This is a genomic window from Sinomonas sp. ASV486 (assembly GCF_030908215.1).
Taxonomy (GTDB): Bacteria; Actinomycetota; Actinomycetes; order Actinomycetales; family Micrococcaceae; genus Sinomonas; species Sinomonas puerhi.
The window spans coordinates 420,054-436,047 of sequence record NZ_JAVFJK010000002.1; the positions used below are offsets into that span (position 1 = coordinate 420,054).

15 protein-coding genes and 1 rRNA gene are annotated in these 15,994 nt (G+C 69.7%); 6 read left to right on the top strand and 10 right to left on the bottom strand.

Annotated features, from left to right (window positions below; genetic code table 11):
* Positions 1 to 171: 171 nt before the first annotated feature.
* From RBS60_RS04715 to RBS60_RS04730, 4 genes are all read left to right on the top strand, one after another.
* Entirely contained in the window at positions 172 to 1,887 is a 1,716-nt protein-coding gene (locus RBS60_RS04715; RefSeq protein WP_307956368.1) for an L-lactate permease, read from the top strand.
* A 51-nt stretch (positions 1,888 to 1,938) separates the two neighbouring features.
* Positions 1,939 to 3,324 carry an FAD-linked oxidase C-terminal domain-containing protein gene (locus RBS60_RS04720; RefSeq protein WP_307956369.1) on the top strand — a complete coding sequence of 462 codons (1,386 nt, stop codon included), beginning with the start codon at positions 1,939 to 1,941 and terminating at the stop codon, positions 3,322 to 3,324.
* Positions 3,325 to 3,447: 123 nt separating this feature from the next.
* Positions 3,448 to 3,618, top strand: coding sequence for a hypothetical protein (locus RBS60_RS04725; protein ID WP_307956370.1), 171 nt, complete (start codon positions 3,448 to 3,450; stop codon positions 3,616 to 3,618).
* Between the two features lie 2 nt (positions 3,619 to 3,620).
* A complete protein-coding gene (locus tag RBS60_RS04730; RefSeq protein ID WP_307956371.1) occupies positions 3,621 to 4,235 on the top strand; it encodes a hypothetical protein in 615 nt (204 codons plus the stop codon).
* Positions 4,236 to 4,304: 69 nt separating this feature from the next.
* Here the strand turns inward: RBS60_RS04730 and RBS60_RS04735 are convergent, their stop codons facing one another.
* The 5 genes from RBS60_RS04735 to RBS60_RS04755 all read right to left on the bottom strand — a co-directional run bounded on the left by RBS60_RS04735 (position 4,305) and on the right by RBS60_RS04755 (position 9,562).
* A complete protein-coding gene (locus RBS60_RS04735; protein ID WP_307956372.1) occupies positions 4,305 to 5,708 on the bottom strand; it encodes an NAD(P)(+) transhydrogenase (Re/Si-specific) subunit beta in 1,404 nt (467 codons plus the stop codon).
* Complete coding sequence (locus tag RBS60_RS04740) at positions 5,705 to 6,034, bottom strand: NAD(P) transhydrogenase subunit alpha (protein ID WP_307956373.1); 330 nt, start codon at positions 6,032 to 6,034, stop codon at positions 5,705 to 5,707. Before RBS60_RS04740 ends, RBS60_RS04735 begins: the two co-directional genes overlap by 4 nt.
* The gene (locus tag RBS60_RS04745; protein WP_307956400.1) at positions 6,034 to 7,245 is read right to left on the bottom strand and encodes a Re/Si-specific NAD(P)(+) transhydrogenase subunit alpha; all 1,212 of its coding nucleotides are present in this window, start codon (positions 7,243 to 7,245) and stop codon (positions 6,034 to 6,036) included. The genes RBS60_RS04740 and RBS60_RS04745 overlap by 1 nt, the downstream gene beginning before the upstream one ends.
* A 101-nt stretch (positions 7,246 to 7,346) precedes the next feature.
* Positions 7,347 to 8,114: a hypothetical protein gene (locus RBS60_RS04750; protein ID WP_307956374.1), complete on the bottom strand. Its 768-nt coding sequence runs from the start codon at positions 8,112 to 8,114 to the stop codon at positions 7,347 to 7,349.
* Positions 8,115 to 8,188: 74 nt separating this feature from the next.
* Positions 8,189 to 9,562, bottom strand: coding sequence for an MFS transporter (locus RBS60_RS04755; RefSeq protein ID WP_307956375.1), 1,374 nt, complete (start codon positions 9,560 to 9,562; stop codon positions 8,189 to 8,191).
* Between the two features lie 204 nt (positions 9,563 to 9,766).
* On the opposite strand from RBS60_RS04755, the gene RBS60_RS04760 reads away from it, so the two are divergent.
* Together RBS60_RS04760 and RBS60_RS04765 are read left to right on the top strand one after the other, a co-directional pair.
* Positions 9,767 to 10,960, top strand: coding sequence for an L-talarate/galactarate dehydratase (locus RBS60_RS04760; RefSeq protein ID WP_307956376.1), 1,194 nt, complete (start codon positions 9,767 to 9,769; stop codon positions 10,958 to 10,960).
* Between the two features lie 59 nt (positions 10,961 to 11,019).
* Entirely contained in the window at positions 11,020 to 11,745 is a 726-nt protein-coding gene (locus tag RBS60_RS04765) for a FadR/GntR family transcriptional regulator (RefSeq protein ID WP_307956377.1), read from the top strand.
* A gap of 161 nt (positions 11,746 to 11,906) precedes the next feature.
* Here the strand turns inward: RBS60_RS04765 and RBS60_RS04770 are convergent, their stop codons facing one another.
* From RBS60_RS04770 to rrf, 5 genes are all read right to left on the bottom strand, one after another.
* Complete coding sequence (locus RBS60_RS04770) at positions 11,907 to 12,347, bottom strand: VOC family protein (RefSeq protein ID WP_307956378.1); 441 nt, start codon at positions 12,345 to 12,347, stop codon at positions 11,907 to 11,909.
* A gap of 121 nt (positions 12,348 to 12,468) precedes the next feature.
* Positions 12,469 to 13,716, bottom strand: coding sequence for a transcriptional regulator (locus tag RBS60_RS04775; protein WP_307956379.1), 1,248 nt, complete (start codon positions 13,714 to 13,716; stop codon positions 12,469 to 12,471).
* 226 nt (positions 13,717 to 13,942) lie between these two features.
* Positions 13,943 to 14,227 (bottom strand): MoaD/ThiS family protein, encoded by a 285-nt coding sequence (locus RBS60_RS04780; RefSeq protein ID WP_307956380.1) that lies wholly within the window; start codon positions 14,225 to 14,227, stop codon positions 13,943 to 13,945.
* A gap of 2 nt (positions 14,228 to 14,229) precedes the next feature.
* Positions 14,230 to 15,345 (bottom strand): exo-alpha-sialidase, encoded by a 1,116-nt coding sequence (locus RBS60_RS04785; protein ID WP_307956381.1) that lies wholly within the window; start codon positions 15,343 to 15,345, stop codon positions 14,230 to 14,232.
* A gap of 369 nt (positions 15,346 to 15,714) precedes the next feature.
* Positions 15,715 to 15,831: ribosomal RNA gene (rrf, locus tag RBS60_RS04790) — 5S ribosomal RNA — on the bottom strand.
* Positions 15,832 to 15,994 lie beyond the last annotated feature (163 nt).

Genomic DNA, 15,994 nt, shown 5'->3' on the forward strand with positions numbered 1-15,994 from the left:
GCCGCCCGCGACACGGACACCCATCGGCCGCCGCTGGCGAAAGTGGCCTGACCACTGTGGACCGACCATTGACCAGTGGTGCAGCTCACATCTAAACTCGGCGACGGCACCTCTCGGATCACGGAAACAAAGTTCCGCTGTTATGGCGCGGACACAGACAAAGGAGTCTCTGTGAGTACCTTCCACCAGATCGTCGACCCCCTGAACGGGCCGCTCGCCCTCTCGGCACTTCTTGCGGCCCTTCCCCTTCTCCTGCTCTTCGTGATGCTCGGCATCTTCCGCACCAAGGCGTGGAAGGCCGCCGTCGCGAGCCTCGTCCTCTCGATCGCCCTGGCCATCCTGGTCTGGCAGATGCCGCCGGGCCAGGCCCTCTCGGCCACTGCCGAGGGCGCCTTCTACGGCGTCTTCCCTATCCTGTGGATCCTCATCAATGCACTCTGGGTCTACAAGCTCACGGTGGCGACCCGCTGGTTCGGCGTCCTCGGTGACACCATCCGCTCCATCTCGGCCGACCTGCGGATCCTCGCCATTCTCATCGCGTTCTGCTTCGGCGCGCTCCTCGAGGCCCTTGCCGGCTTCGGCGCACCCGTCGCCATCACCGCCGCCATGCTCGTCGCGGCGGGCATGAAGCCTCTCAAGTCGGCCATGGTGGCCCTCCTCGCGAACACGGCGCCGGTCGCCTTCGGCGCGATGGCCTCCCCGGTCATCGCGCTCAGCGGCGTCACTGGCATCCCGCTCGCCACGGTCTCGGCGATGGCGGGCCGGCAGACCCCGTTCCTCGCCCTCATCGTGCCGCTCCTCCTCGTGTTCATCGTCGACGGCAAGCGCGGCGTCCGGCAGACCTGGCCCGCGGCCGTCGTCGGCGGCGTGGTGTTCGCCATCGTCCAGTTCCTGACCTCGAACTTCTTCACCGTCGAGCTCACGGACGTCCTCGCGAGCATCGTCGCCATCGCGGCCGTCCTGCTCCTGCTGCGCGTCTGGCAGCCGGCGGCTCCTCTCGACACCCACGCGACCGAGCCTCTCGTCGAGAGCGTGCACGCCCAGCAGGGAGCGGCCTCGGCGCACGACGGCGGTTCCTCCTCGGCGGCGAGCGGCGCCTCGGGCGAGTCGCGGCCGGGAGACGGCAGCACCGCCGTCGGACGTCCCGGCACTCGCGAGATCTGGATGGCGGTCGCCCCGTACCTCGTGATCATCGCCGTCTTCTCCCTGTCCCAGGTTCCCGTGGTCAAGGCGTGGCTCACCGCGGTGGGGGGCTTCTCCTTCCGCTGGCCTGCCCTCGACGTGGTGGACCCGAGCGGCAAGCAGGCCGGCTCGCAGATCATGCGGTTCGACCACCTCAAGGCCACCGGGACCCTGCTGCTCATCTCCGGTCTGATCACGCTCGCGGTCTACCGGATCCCGTTCGGACGCGCCGTGCGGATCTACGGAGACACCCTCAAGGTGCTGCGCTGGACCATCCTCACGGTCAGCGCCGTCCTGGCACTCTCGTTCGTCATGAACCTGTCCGGGCAGACCGGAACGCTCGGCATCGCCCTCGCCTCCGCTGGCGGCATCTTCGCGCTCCTCTCCCCCCTGCTCGGCTGGATCGGCGTGGCCCTGACCGGCTCGGACACCTCGTCCAATTCCCTGTTCGGACAGCTCCAGGTCACCGCCGCGGCGCACACCGGGCTCTCCCCGGTCCTCATGGCCGCGACCAACTCCTCGGCGGGCGTGCTGGGGAAGATGCTCTCGCTCCAGAACCTCGCCGTCGCCGCGGCGGCCGTGGGCCTCGACGGGTCCGAGAGCACGCTGTTCCGGCGCCTCCTCGGCTGGAGCCTCGGCCTCCTCGTGGTCCTCACTGCCCTCGTGCTCCTCCAGACCGGCGTCCTGTCCTGGATGGTTCCGTGACCGGCCGCGCCGTCGTCCCCTACGATCACCACAACACCCGAGAAGGCATCCATGACGCTCAACATCGAGGCCACCGAAGAAGCCATGCGCACTGACACCCGCGCGTTCGCCGCGCACCCCCGAGCCAGCTTCGACCCCGCCGCGCGGGCTGCCGCGGCCACCGACCGTTCCGGCTACGAGCCGCCCACCCTGCCGGACGCCGTCGTCCACGCCGAGTCCGTCGACGACGTGGTCCAGGCCCTCGAGCTGGCCCACGCGCACCAGCTGCCGGTGGTGCCCAGGGGCGCAGGCACGGGGCTCGCGGGCGGCGCGAGCGCCGAAGCCGGCGAGGTCGTGCTGGACGTCTCGCGCATGAACCGCATCCTGAGCATCGATCCCGTGGAGATGGTCGCGGTGGTCGAGCCGGGCGTCCTCAACGCCGAGGTCAACGCGGCGGCGGCCGAGTTCGGCCTCTTCTACGCGCCGGACCCGGCGAGCACGGCGATCTGCTCGATCGGCGGCAACATCGCGACGAACGCGGGCGGCATGTGGTGCGCCAAGTACGGCGTGACGCGCGAGTCGGTGCTCGGCCTGCGGGTAGTCCTCGCCGACGGACGCATCCTCCGCACCGGCCGCTCCACCATCAAGGGCGTCACTGGCTACGACCTCAACGCGCTCTTCATCGGCTCCGAAGGGACCCTCGGCGTGGTGGTCGAGGCGACGCTGCGGCTGCGGCCGCGTCCGGTGCGCACCGAGACCCTCGCGGCCTACTTCCCCGACGTCGAGGCGGCGGGCAGGGCAGCGTCGGCGATCACGGCGGCGAGGATCCAGCCCTCGATCCTCGAGCTCATGGACGGCCCGACGCTGGACGCCGTGGACCGGGCCGAGGGCACTGGGCACCGCGCACTCGGCGGAGCCTTCCTCCTCGCCCAGACAGACGGCTACGGGGCCCACCTCGAACTCGACGCGATCGCCGAGGCCATCGGCCCCTATGCGTCGTCCCTCCACCGGGCCGCCGATGCGGCGGAGGCCGAAGCGCTCGTCAAGGCGCGGCGCGACGCTATCCCCTCGCTCGAGAAGCTCGGGCGCGTCTCCATCGGGGACATCGCCGTGCCGCGGAACCGTCTCGCCGAGGCTTTCGCGGGGCTCGAGGAGATTGCAGCCCGGACCGGGACGAGGATCTTCAGCGTCGCGCACGCGGCGGACGGCAACCTGCACCCGATGATCGTGGTCGACCCGGCGGAGTCCATCACCTCGGGCCCGGCCAAGGCCGCCCTCGGCGACATGTTCCACCTGGCCCGCAGGCTCGGCGGGACCCTCACGGGCGAGCACGGTGTGGGCGTGCTCAAGCGTGAATGGGTGGGCGAGGAGCTCGGAGAGACCTCCCGCACGCTCCAGCGGGCGATCAAGGGTGCCCTCGACCCCGCGGGCATCCTGAACCCGGGCAAGGCCATCTGATCCGGGCGCACGACGGCGGGTGCGCCCCCGCCGTCGTGCGCGGGCTTGCCCCGGGGATTGGCGATGCCTTACAGTGGAAATACCCCTAGGGGTATCCAGAACTTCCACGGCAAGGAGAATCCTATGTGCAGCCCCATCACGTGCTCGACGTGCGGCAAGGTGACCTGGACTGGCTGCGGCCAGCACGTTGACCAGGTCTTCGCGAACGTCCCCGAGGACCGCCGCTGCCCCGGCCACGACGCGGGTTCGGGCTCGAGCGCGAGCGTCATCAACAAGCTGCTCTCCTTCCGCTGACGGTGGCTGAGACGCGTTCGCCAAGCGGCGTGCAGGGCGCTCGGGGTGCGGAGGCGGCGTCGTCCGTCTTCGCCCCCGAGCCCATCCTGACGCTCTCGGACCAGACAGCGGCGCCCCTCGGCGGCCGCTGGTCCGTCCTGCGGACATGGACGCGTACCCGCCGGGGTATCGCGGCGACGGTGGCCGTCCTCACGGCGGCCGCTCTCGTCCTTGCCAACGGAGCATTCGACGGCGCGGCCCTCCCGGGTGCGCTCTGGACGGGTCTGCTCGTCCTCGCCGGCTCCGCGGCGATGGGGCTGCTCATCGGCAGCTTCGTCAGCGCCCCGATCGGGGCGGAGGCGACCATGTGCGATCTCCGGGGTCCGCTGTTCGGCATGATGGGCCTCCTGCTCGCCACGACCCACGGGCAGCAGAGCACGATCGTGCAGATGCTCGCGGGCCTGTCCCTCGACACCATCCGGTTCGTCGTCCAGCCCGTGGTGGGCATCGCCGCCGTCGCCCTCATGGCCACGGCACTCTCCGGGCGCCTCAGGCTCGAACGGGACGCCCTCGCGGACCCGGAGAACGCCGAGGCCTGCGCCACTTGCGTCCCGCTCGTTCCGCGGCGCCGCGCCTGAGACAGACGCCGCATCAGGGCACGCCGCCGTCATCGTCGCGACGGCGTGCCCTGATGCGGCGTTTCGGACTCAGAGGGCCTTGACCGCGGTGAGGACCTTGGCGAGCGAATCCTTCGCATCGCCGAACAGCAGCGTGGTCTGCGGCTCGTAGAGGAGCTCGTTCTCGATGCCCGCGAACCCCGGCCGCATGGACCGTTTGAGGAACACGACCTGCCGCGCATCCCCGACCTCGAGGATCGGCATGCCGTAGATCGGCGAGCCGGGCGTGGACTTCGCGGCGGGATTCACGACATCGTTCGCGCCCACCACGAGCGCGACGTCGGTCTGCCTGAACTCGCCGTTGATCTCGCTCATCTCCTTGAGCGACTCGTACGGGACGTTCGCTTCCGCGAGGAGAACGTTCATATGCCCCGGCATGCGTCCGGCCACGGGGTGGATCGCGAACTCGACGTCGATCCCGCGCGCCTCGAGCGCCTGCGCCAGCTCGGCGGCGGTGTGCTGGCCCTGGGCGACGGCGAGCCCGTACCCGGGCACGATGATGACCTTCTGCGCGTATCCGAGGAGCACGGCCACATCCTCGGCGTTCGACGAGCGCACGGGACGGTCCGAGACCGAGGTGGAGCCCGCCGTCGAGCCTCCCTGGAAGGCGCCGAACATGATGTGGGTGACGCTGCGGCCCATCGCCGCGGCCATGAGCCGGGTGAGGATCGTGCCGGACGCGCCCACGAGCGTGCCCGCGACCACGAGCAGGACATTGCCGAGCACCAGCCCACTCGCCGCAACGGCGATGCCGGTGAATGCGTTGAGCAGCGAGATGACGATCGGCACGTCCGCGCCGCCCACGGGCAGCACGAGCAGGACGCCGGCCACGAGGCCGAGTGCAAGGAGCACGACGGCGAGCGTGGCCGACGTGCCCGAGAGGGGCAGGGCCACCACCGCCCCCGCCGCGATGAGTGCGGCCAGGAGCACGGCCCCCATGAGCACCGGCAGGCCGAGGAACGTGACCGGCCGCGTGGTCATGAGCTCCTGGAGCTTCGCGAAGGTCACCGCCGAGCCTGCGAACGAGACGGCGCCGATCAGCAGGGTGAAGACGATCGCGAGCCGCATCCAGCCGCCGTCCGGACCGCCCGCGTGCGGCAGCTCGAGCAGCGCCACGAGCGCGGCCGCACCGCCGCCCACGCCGTTGAACAGCGCGACGAGCTGCGGCATCTGCGTCATCTTGACCCGCCGCGCCACGGGCGCCGCGATCGCCGCACCCACCGCGATCGCCCCGAGGATCCAGGGGATGTTCTCGAGTCGGCTCGAGAGGAACACGGTCACGAGCGCGACGACGGCGCCGAGGGCCCCGACCGCATTCCCGCGGCGGGCGTGCTTGGGCGAGGACAGTCCCTTGAGCGCGAGGATGAAGCACACGGCGGCGACGAGATAGAGCAGTGCCGTCCAAGTCGGGTCGATGACGGCCGAGGCGGTCACTTGGTGCCCTCCCCGCCCTCGCCGCGGGCTGCTGTTCCGCTCGCGGCAGGCCTGCGTCCCCTGAACATCTCGAGCATGCGATCCGTCACGACGAACCCGCCCACGAGGTTCGCGGTCGCGAGCACGACGGCGAGCAGCGCCACCGCGAGCACCCATCCGTCCTCCGCCTGGCCCGCCACCACGATCGCGCCCACGAGGATGATCCCGTGGATCGCGTTCGCGCCGGACATGAGCGGCGTGTGCAGGATGCTGGACACCTTCGAGACCACTTCGAAGCCCACGAACACCGCAAACACGAGGATCGTGAGCACCTCCACGCCGCCCATCAGCCCACTCCTTCCTCGGTGTCCTCGGTGTCTTCGCTCTCCCGGGGCACAGCCCGTGCGGTGGCGAGCGCCGCGAGCGCTTCAGCCGTCGGCGCGTGCCACACCTCGCCGTCGTGCGTGAGGCACGCCCCGGCAACCACCTCGTCGTCGAAGTCCGGGAGCACCTCTCCGTCTGCCCGCGGAACGAGCAGCGCAATGAAATTCGCGACGTTCTTCGCGTACAGGCGCGACGCGTCCGCGGCCATCGCCGACGCGGCGTCCTTGAGCCCGACGACGGTGACCTCGCCGGCGCCGTCGGCCGTCGCCACCGCGACGTCCTCGCCGGGGAGCGAGCCCTCGACGTTGCCGCCCGATTCCGCCGCCATGTCCACGACCACCGAGCCGGACTTCATCCCCGCGACCATCCCCCGCGTGACGAGGAGCGGCGCCCGGCGACCCGGCACGGCAGCCGTGGTGATGAGCACGTCCGCGTCCGCGACGTGCGGGGCAAGCAGCTCGCGCTGGAGCGCCCCCCTGTCCGCGGTGAGCTCCCTCGCATAGCCGCCGGAGGCCTCGGCGCCCTCGAGGTCGAGCCGGATGAACGTGCCGCCCATCGAGGCGACCTCGTCCGCGGATGCCGGGCGGATGTCGTTGGCCGAGACCCGCGCGCCGAGGCGCTTGGCGGTGCCGATGGCCTGCAGGCCCGCCACCCCGGCCCCGAGCACGAGCACCTTGGCCGGGGGGATCGTGCCTGCGGCCGTCATGTACAGGGGGAAGAAGCGGGGGAAGCGGATCGCCGCCTCGAGCACGCACCGGTACCCCGTCACGAGCGCCTGGGACGTGAGGGCGTCCATCGACTGCGCGCGTGAGATGCGGGGCACGAGCTCGAGCGCAAAGGCCGTGATCCGTGCGTCCGTCAGGGCGCGAACGGTGGGCAGCTCGGTCGACGGCGAGGCGAGGCCAACGGTCATGGCGCCCGATGGCAGCCCCGCAGCCGTCACGGGATGGAGGGGCCTCACGTGGGCGAGGAGATCGATGCCCGTCAGGTCCAGGGCTGCGACGACCTCGGCACCCGCCTCGGCGTACTCGGCGTCGGCATGCCCGGCCGAGGCGCCGGCCCCGGACTCGATGGCGACGTCGAGGCCGAGCCCCGCAAGCTGCCGGACCGACTCAGGGGTCGCGGCCACGCGCTTCTCCCCCACGAGCCGCTCCCTCGGGATGCCCACCCTCACGCGCATGCCTCCGCTCCGCGGCACACTTCTGGCCGCCTGAGCCCGAGTCTATGTGGCCTGCGTCTCGCTGTCCCGGACCACGCTCGCGGCGTGGAGCGGCGTTACGCGCGAAGGGACATCATGCGTGCGCCCAAGGCGTCGATCCGGGGGCCGAACCGCTCCTCGAGTCCGGCAAGGCGCACGTACGCCTCGAAGGCGGCCAGGAGCAGGGCCGCTATCTGCGCGTCGAACACGGACTCCCGCGTCTGGGGCAGCAGGCGCAGGAGCCAGCCATGGCGGTCTGCAGACTGCTCGAGATACGGCGCCGCGCTCTCGAGCGTGGGGTGGGATTCCCTGAGCGCCTTCTCCCAGAGGCCGTACAGTCCGGCCTCGCCGTCGGGGAGCCCGAGCGCGACCCAGCGCAGGCGGTTGAGGTCACCGCCCGCGCGCTCGCCCGGGCCTACCAGAGCGTCGTCGTCGTGCAGTTCGCCGAGCTTCCGTAGCTCGCTCTCGATCAGGGCCCACGGCGCTCCGGCCGGGCTGCCTCCCCCGGCTGCCTGTTCCGCGTCCGCGGACAGCAGCACCGCAACGGCCTCCCGCCTCGCATGCCGCGCGGCCCACAGCAGACGGACTGCATGCTCCATGACCGAGCAGGCCAGCGGGGCCGCCTCGACGCCGAACCCGAGCCGATCGAGGCCGAGGACCGCCTGGGCGGACCGTTTGGTGCGCATGAGCCACCCCCAGGCGACGGCGACCGCACGGGCGTCGTCGACCTCCTCACGTGAGCCGTCCTCAATCCAAGGGGACGGAACCGGGAGGGGGTGGTCGATCAGGGCGACCAGATCGTCCAGAGCGTGGCTCCAACTGTCAGCAGAGGCGTTCTCAGGCATGCACCCAGTGTGCATCCGGCCGGATCAGGCTGGCGAGGTCCATCGGCTCTGGTCCGCAAGCCGGGCACGGCGCATCACGCTGGACGGGCGGAGAACTCGAGCCGCTTCACGCGGCCCATGATCGCGTAGCCCACGAGGGCCACGGCACCGTGGGCCCCGACGAACCAGAGCGCGATGTCGAACGAGCCGGTCGCAGAGATCGCGAAGCCGATGACGATCGGGGTCACGATGCCCGCGATGTTGCCGATCGCATTCATGATTGAGCCCGAAACACTGTTGGCTTCCTTCGGCGCCATGTCGGTCGCGAACGCCCAGCCGAGCGCGGCGACGCCCTTTCCGAAGAAGGCGAGCGTCATGAGCGCAACGATGAGTGGCGTGCTGTCGGTGAACGGACAGACGCAGATGAGCATCGCGAGGAGCATGCCGACCACCGACGGGATCTTGCGCGCGGCCGTGAGCGAGACGCCTCGGCGGAGCATGAGATCGGAGACGAACCCGCCGAGCATGCCCCCGAGGAAGCCCGCGAGCGCGGGAATCGCTGCGATGAAGCCGGCTTGGAGGATATTGAGGTGCCGGGCGCTCACCAGATAGATCGGGAACCAGGTGGTGAAGAAGTACGTCAGGGCGTTGACGGCATACTGGGCCACATAGAGTCCCCAGAACATGCGGCTCGTGAAGAGCTGCCCGAACTGATGGCGTGTGAGCGTCGACCGGCTCGCTGCGAGGCTCTTCTTCTCGTCGAGGTCAACGAGCCCGCCACCCTCGCGGATGGCCTCGATCTCCGAGGGCGAGACCCGTCGGTGCTTGGAGGGCACCTCCATCCAGCGGAACCAGACGAGCCCCAGGACCACGCCCGCGATGCCGAGCGCGAAGAAGCCCCAGCGCCAGCCGAACTGGAACGTCATCCAGCCCATGATGGGTGCGAACATCGCGGTCGCGAGGTACTGGGCTGAGTTGAACACCGCCGTCGCCTGCCCGCGTTCGCGGGTGGGGAACCACATCGTCGTGATCCGCGCGTTGGCGGGGAACGCCGGCGCCTCGACGATGCCGAGGACCAGCCGCAGCGCGAACAGGACACCCACCGTGACGAGCACCGGCGTCGACACGAGGCCCACGAACCCGACCACGAGCGTTGCCGCAGACCAGAGCACGAGGCTCCAGCCGTACATCCGCTTCGCCCCGAACCGGTCGAGCAGATAGCCGCCCGGCAGCTGGCCGACCACATATGCCCAGCTGAAAGCAGAGAAGATGAATCCGAGTTGAACCGGGGTAATTCCCAGGGATTTGGTCATATCCGCCCCGGCAATGGACATGTTGCTGCGGTCGGCGTAATTGATCACGGTGATGATGAAAATGAGCCCGAGGACAAGGAATCGGGTATGGGACTTCACCCGGCGGGTCCGCGGCGCCGCGGGCCCTCCCTGGGTTTCGACGGTGGTCTCTGGCACGGGTGCTTCCTTTGCTCATGCCGTTCTCCGATGAACAGCGCGGTCTCGTCCCGACAGACTAGGGAGCCCGCAAGGCGGGAGTCCAAGTCGATTTGAGCATCTGCCGATACCGAAAGAGTATGAGGAAGAATTCTTGTATGACAAGTTTAGGGCTTGTACGATGTGGACCTCAGGACATCCCACCGTCGCGAAGGAGCGCAAACCATGACCCTTACCGCCGCAGACTCCCCCGGATTCGCCAACCCCCTCGCTGCCCTCTCGGGAGGGGAGGCGACCCTTGATGCGATCCGGCACGTCAGGCTGTCCTCACTGACGCTCCCGCTGGCCACCCCGATCAGCGACGCCAAGGTGCTCACCGGCAGGCAGAAGCCCATGACCGAGATCGTGTTCCTGTTCGCTGAGATGATCACGGAGCAGGGGCACAGTGGCATCGGTTTCAGCTACTCGAAGCGTGCAGGCGGGACCGCCCAGTATGCCCATGCCAGGGAGATCGCCGAGAACCTCGTCGGTGAAGATCCCAACGACATCGGACGCATCTACGAGAAGCTCCTGTGGGCCGGCGCCTCGGTGGGCCGCAGCGGCGTCGCGACTCAGGCGATCGCTGCTCTCGACATCGCCCTGTATGACCTCAAGGCGAAGCGTGCAGGCCTCCCCCTTGCCAAGCTCCTCGGCGGCTACCGCGACTCCGTGCGGACGTACAACACGTCAGGGGGCTTCCTCCAGGCGCCGATCGAGGAGGTCAAGGAGCGAGCCACCCGGTCCCTCGCCGAGGGGATCGGCGGGATCAAGATCAAGGTAGGCCATCCGGACCACCGGGTTGACCTGGCCCGAGTGACCGCCGTGCGCGAGCACCTCGGCCCGGGCGTTCCGCTCATGGTCGACGCCAACCAGCAGTGGGACAGGGCGGCGGCCATCCGCATGGGGCGCGCGTTCGAGGAATTCGACCTCACCTGGATCGAGGAGCCGCTGGATGCCTATGACGCCGCCGGCCACGCCCAGCTCGCAGCCTCGTTGGACACGCCGATCGCCACCGGTGAGATGCTCTCGAGCGTCGCCGAGCACCTCGCCCTCATCGAGCATCACTCAGTGGACATCATCCAGCCGGATGCTCCCCGGATCGGTGGCATCACACCGTTCCTCCGCCTCGCAGCCCTGGCAGACCAGGCCGGACTCCAGCTCGCACCGCACTTCGCGATGGAGATCCACCTGCATCTCGCCGCCGCCTACCCAAGGGAGCCATGGGTCGAGCACTTCGAGTGGCTCAATCCGCTGTTCAACGAGCGCCTCGAAACACGCGCTGGCCGCATGATTGTCCCCTCCCGGCCCGGCCTCGGCTTCACGCTCAGCGATCAGGCCCGCGCCTGGACCACAGACACCGTCGAGTTCGGCGTCAAGTAGCCTCGGAACAGCGCACCGGGCGCGAACCGCCGTCCACCCATCCCCTCAGGAGACCACCCATGTCCCCCGACTCCCCACGGCGCCCCTTCGGTGCAAGCCTCACGGACGGCGTCGTCGATCGCCTGACCGGCCGGATCGTGGACGGCGGGTTCGCCCCGGGAGACAAGCTCCCGTCCGAGGGCGAGCTCATGGAGCAGTTCGCCGTGAGCCGGACGGTGGTGCGGGAGGCGCTCTCCCGCCTCCAGGCGGCGGGGCTCGTCGAGACGTACCGCGGGCGGGGAACCTTCGTCCTCACCCGACCGAGCGAAGAGGCCTTCTCGATCGAGGCCGGCTCGGTCCGCACCGTGCCCGAGCGGCTCGAGCTGCTCGACTTCCGCATCGCGGTCGAGGTCGAGGCCGCGAGTCTCGCCGCCCAGCGGCGCACCCCCGCACAGCTCGACGAGATCGCCCGCGCCCTCGACGTGTTCCGTGCGAGCCGGGCCAAGCCGAGCGGCGCAGTCGACGCCGACTTCCGATTCCACACGGCCATCGCGGCCGCCGCGAGCAACCGCTACTACGCGGAGCTGCTCACTTCGCTGGGCCCGACGATCATCGCGATGCCGCAGACACGCCTGCGCGCGGCCGAGGGACCCGAACGCGACGCGCATTTCGATCGGGTCACCTACGAGCATGAGTCGATCTACGCCGCGATCGAGCGCGGCGATCCCGCCGGAGCCGCGGCCGCCGTGCGCACCCACCTCGCCAATTCGCGCCAGCGTCTGACCCTCGGCCCGGACCTCGGGTGACCTTGGGGTACTCCCTCGACCGGCTTGTCGGGATCGTCGCTCGCCAAGGAGCCCCAGATCGGGCGCGCGGCGCCGCGACTCCTCACCGCCGGGATGCTTCCCGTGTCAGCGACGCGGTGCATCCACGCGGTGAACCCTGGCGACGGTCTCGCTCGTCGCGGTCAGGCCTCCGGGGCTCCGGGCATGGGCTCCCCCGCGATGTTCACGAGCCACGCGATGCCGAACTTGTCGGTGAGCATGCCGAAGGTTGCGCCCCAGATGGCCTTCTCGAGCGGCATCGAGATGACTGCGCCGTCCGAGAGCCCGTCCCAGTAGCCGCGGAGCTCTTCCTCGGTGTCCGGTCCCCCGCTGAGCGAGATCGAGAAATTGCTGCCGGGCTGGTACTCCATGCGCGACGGAGTATCAGAGCCCATGAGCGTGAAGCCGCTCGGCGTCTCGAGCTGCGAATGCATCACGAGCTGCCCCTCTGACGGATCCTGGGCCGCATGCAGCTCGTCGAACGTCGAGATGGTGAGGTTGCCGCCGAGGACAGACTGGTAGAACGTCATCGCATCGCGGGCGTTGTCCTTGAAGCTCAGGTACGGATTGAGAGTGGCAGGCATGATCGCTCCCTTACGTGGTGATGCGGATGGTGGTGAGGCGGATGGTTGGTGATCCGGACGTCGTGATCCTTGCTGACCCTCGCGAGCCTACGCCGGTCCACCGACACTTTTGAAGGTCCTTCTAGCCCGCGAGGCGCTCCAGATGCGCCACGACCGCGGCCCGCTTGGGCGAGCGCGGCGGCAGGAGGCGAAGAGCGGTACGCCACGCCTCGGCGTCGTCCGCTGCCTCCGGCAGGCGGAGGTAGTGGAGCACGACGTCGACGGCGGCGCTGCCCACCACCGCTTCCCTCAGCGTCGCCGAAAGCTCGTCGCGCAGCTCCGTGATCGCGGGTGCCTCGGAGCGCGGCAGCAGCTGCCCGCCGTAGGCGCCGAGGGCCTGCCGATGGGAACCGCGTTCGAGGAGCGCGAGAGCGGTCATCGAATCGACCTCGAGCCCGTCCACCCGGTACGGCCGCGAGAGCAGCGTGACGCCGGTACCGGAAGCCTCGAGGACCTTCCGGAGGCGCACGAGCTCGGCCCTCAGGGTCACGGGCGGGACAGGCTGGGCATACAGGCGCTCGGTGAGCTCCTCGGCGGTGAGTCCCCGCGGGTGGCCGGCCAAGAGCACGAGGATCTCGGAATGGCGCGCGCTCAGGCTCAGCTCGCGGCCAGCCCAGCGCAGCACGCCCTGATCCCGGCCGGTGACGGTCAGGACGGCGCCGATCGTCTGCGCGGAGGCCCGTTCGAGGGTCGGCGGCCGCACGGTGGCCAGACCGCGGAGCCGCTCCTCGACCGCGGCCACGGCCGCCTTGAGCCACGGCAGGGCATGCACTCCCACAGCCTGCTCGCCGCCCGTGATGTCGACGACGCCGATGGCCTGGTCCGAGCGCGGGTCGCGGATGGGCATCGCGGTACAGGAGAACGCCTCGACGAGGGGGCTGAAGTGTTCGGGCCCGCGAATCTGAACGGCGCTGCCCGTCGCGAGCGCCGTGCCGGGGGCCGACGTGCCCACGCTCGCCTCGGACCAGTCTGCCCCTTCGAGGAAGGCCATGCCTTCTGCACGGCGCCGCACGCCCGGGTCACCGCCGATCCACAGGAGTCGGGAGCTCGCGTCCCCCACGGCGACGAGGATGCCCGAATCACGGGCCGGCTCGATCAGCAGCTCGCTGATGACCGGCATGACGGACGCGAGCGGGTGCTCGGTGCGGTACGAGGAGAGCGCATCGTCGTCGAGGATGCTCGTCACCACGGCATCCTCCCGGCGTTCGTGGACGGCAAGGGAGCGCCGCCAGGAGTCGGCGACCACGGCGCGCGCGGCTCCGCCCCCGGGCTCCCCAGGGTCCACGCCTCCCGCGCCCGCGGAGTGCGGCTGGTCTGCGCGCACGCTCATCCACCCCTTCATGTGTGCCGTGGCTCACAAGTGTACGCGCCGATGCTCAGACCCAATCCGGGCAACGTTGCATCAACGTTGCGTCCGGGAATCCCGGCTCAGGCGGCCTGGGTGGTGCGGTCGACGACGAGCGCCTGCGCGAAAATGTGACACTATCAGTCTCACTCAAGAGGCGGCAGGGGCCGAGGTCAAAGGTCCCGAGCCCTCACATATGGGGGCCTCCGGGCTATCCGCCCGCGATCGACTGGATGACCAGGACCTCCGCGCCGGGGGCCACCCGCGTCTCGAGCCCATCCCCCCGCCGCACGTCCTCTCCGCCCACGTACAGATTGACGTGACGACGGAGCGCACCGCGCTCGTCCCTCAGCCGGCGTCCCAGCACGGGGAACTGACGGGCGACGGCGTCGAGCGCGTCGCGCGCGCACGTCACCGCATCGTCGGGGAGCTCGAACTCTGTCTTCCCGCCACTCGCTTCCGCAAGGACGGATGGCACGACGACGGTGACGGTCACGCTTAACCCTCCGGAGCGGCGTCGTGCGCGATGACCGCCGCCCGCACGCAGAGGACGTCCGGCAGATGGCCGAGCACCTCCTGGAAGGTCCCGCCCTCGTCGGCACTCGCGTACACCGAGCCGCCGCGTGTGCCGAAGTAGACGCCAACGGGGTCTTCGGTGTCCACGTCGGCGGCGTCCCGCAGCACCGCGTTCCAGTCATGCTCGGCCAACCCGGCGTCGAGGCGGCGCCAGGTGGCGCCGGCGTCGTCGGTCCGATGGACAGCGAGCCGGCCCTCCGGCGCGATGCGCTCCCAGTCCGAGACCAGGGGGACGACCCACGCCGTGCCGCTCCGTCGCGGGTGGGTCAGCATGACGAAGCCGAAGTCTGCCGGCAGCCCGTCCGCGATCGACACCCAGGTGTCCCCGCTGTCGTCACTGCGGTAGACGCCCCGGTGGTTCTGGGCGTAGAGGCGGCCGTCGACATCAGCGGCGATCTTGTGCACGCACTGGCCCACCTCGGGCTCCGGGTCAGGGAGGAAATAGGCCGAGATCCCGCGGTTGCGGGCCGTCCAGCTCGCGCCCGCGTCGGTGCTGCGGTAGACCCCTCCGGCGCTCATGGCGAGATGGACGAGGTTCTCGTCCCGGGGATCGGGAACGATCGTATGCACGGCGGCGCCGCCGGCACCCGCGCCCCATCGATCTTTGTCCGGGTGCTCCCACAGGGCGCGGTTCAGCTCGAACGACCCGCCGCCGTCGGTGGACTTCCACACGGAGATCGGCTCTGCGCCGACCCATACGACGCCGGGCCGCTCCTCGGTATCCGGCCGGATCTGCCAGATACGTTCGACGGCGGCGTCCGCGGCCTCGGGGAAGACAACCGAGCCCTGCGCGGGCTCGGTCCACGTGGTACCGAGATCATCGGAGTGGACCACCGTGGGACCGAAGTGCTCTGAACGGACGCCTACCAGCAGGCGAGTCCTGCCGCCTCGCGTATCAATCGCGATCGAGGGAATCTCCTGCATGAGGAACTGAGGCGCTCCCACCGTCCAGGTCCTGCGGTCTTCGCTCGTGGCGAGCCACAGTCCCTTCTTGGTGCCGACGGCGAGAAGGTAGCGGGGTGAATTCATGCGTCCCATTCGAGCACCGACGCCGTCGCGGCGACAAGGGAGCGCGGTGGCCACCGGGGAACGCGGGCTGTCCGTCTCCGCAACGCCCGTCCGCAACACTCGAAAAGTCTGGCCCGATGCTGGGCAAAGGGGCTCACGGGCCTGTAGCCTTCTGGCTAAGTCCACTGGGGCTGACGATTTTGTTGACAGATCATTGAACCCCCCGGCACGATCCGGATTCCGGGGGCCCCGAACCGCCCCGGAGCGCGTACCCCCCCAATTGCGCGCTTCGGGGCTTCTCTTTGCCGCTGTTCACAAGCTCTTTGCCGCTTAAATCTCTTTGCCGCTTAAATGCAGTGTGGCCCCGACGTTGTTGTCGGGGCCTCACTGTGAATGGTTGTCCGGCGGTGTCCTACTCTCCCACACCCTGGCGGGTGCAGTACCATCGGCGCTGTGGGTCTTAGCTTCCGGGTTCGGGATGGGTCCGGGCGTTTCCCCCACGCTGTGGCCGCCGTAACCCTTGCTCCGCGCGCCCCCGGCCTTTTCCGTGGCGGGGGTGGGGAAGTGTGTGGTCACGGTGTTCCGTGAGTCGTTGTTCGGTTGTGGGTGTTGTGCTGTGGTTTCCCTGGGGTTTGTTGTCTGGGGACCGTATGGTGGACGCGTAGCATGGTTCCGTTTC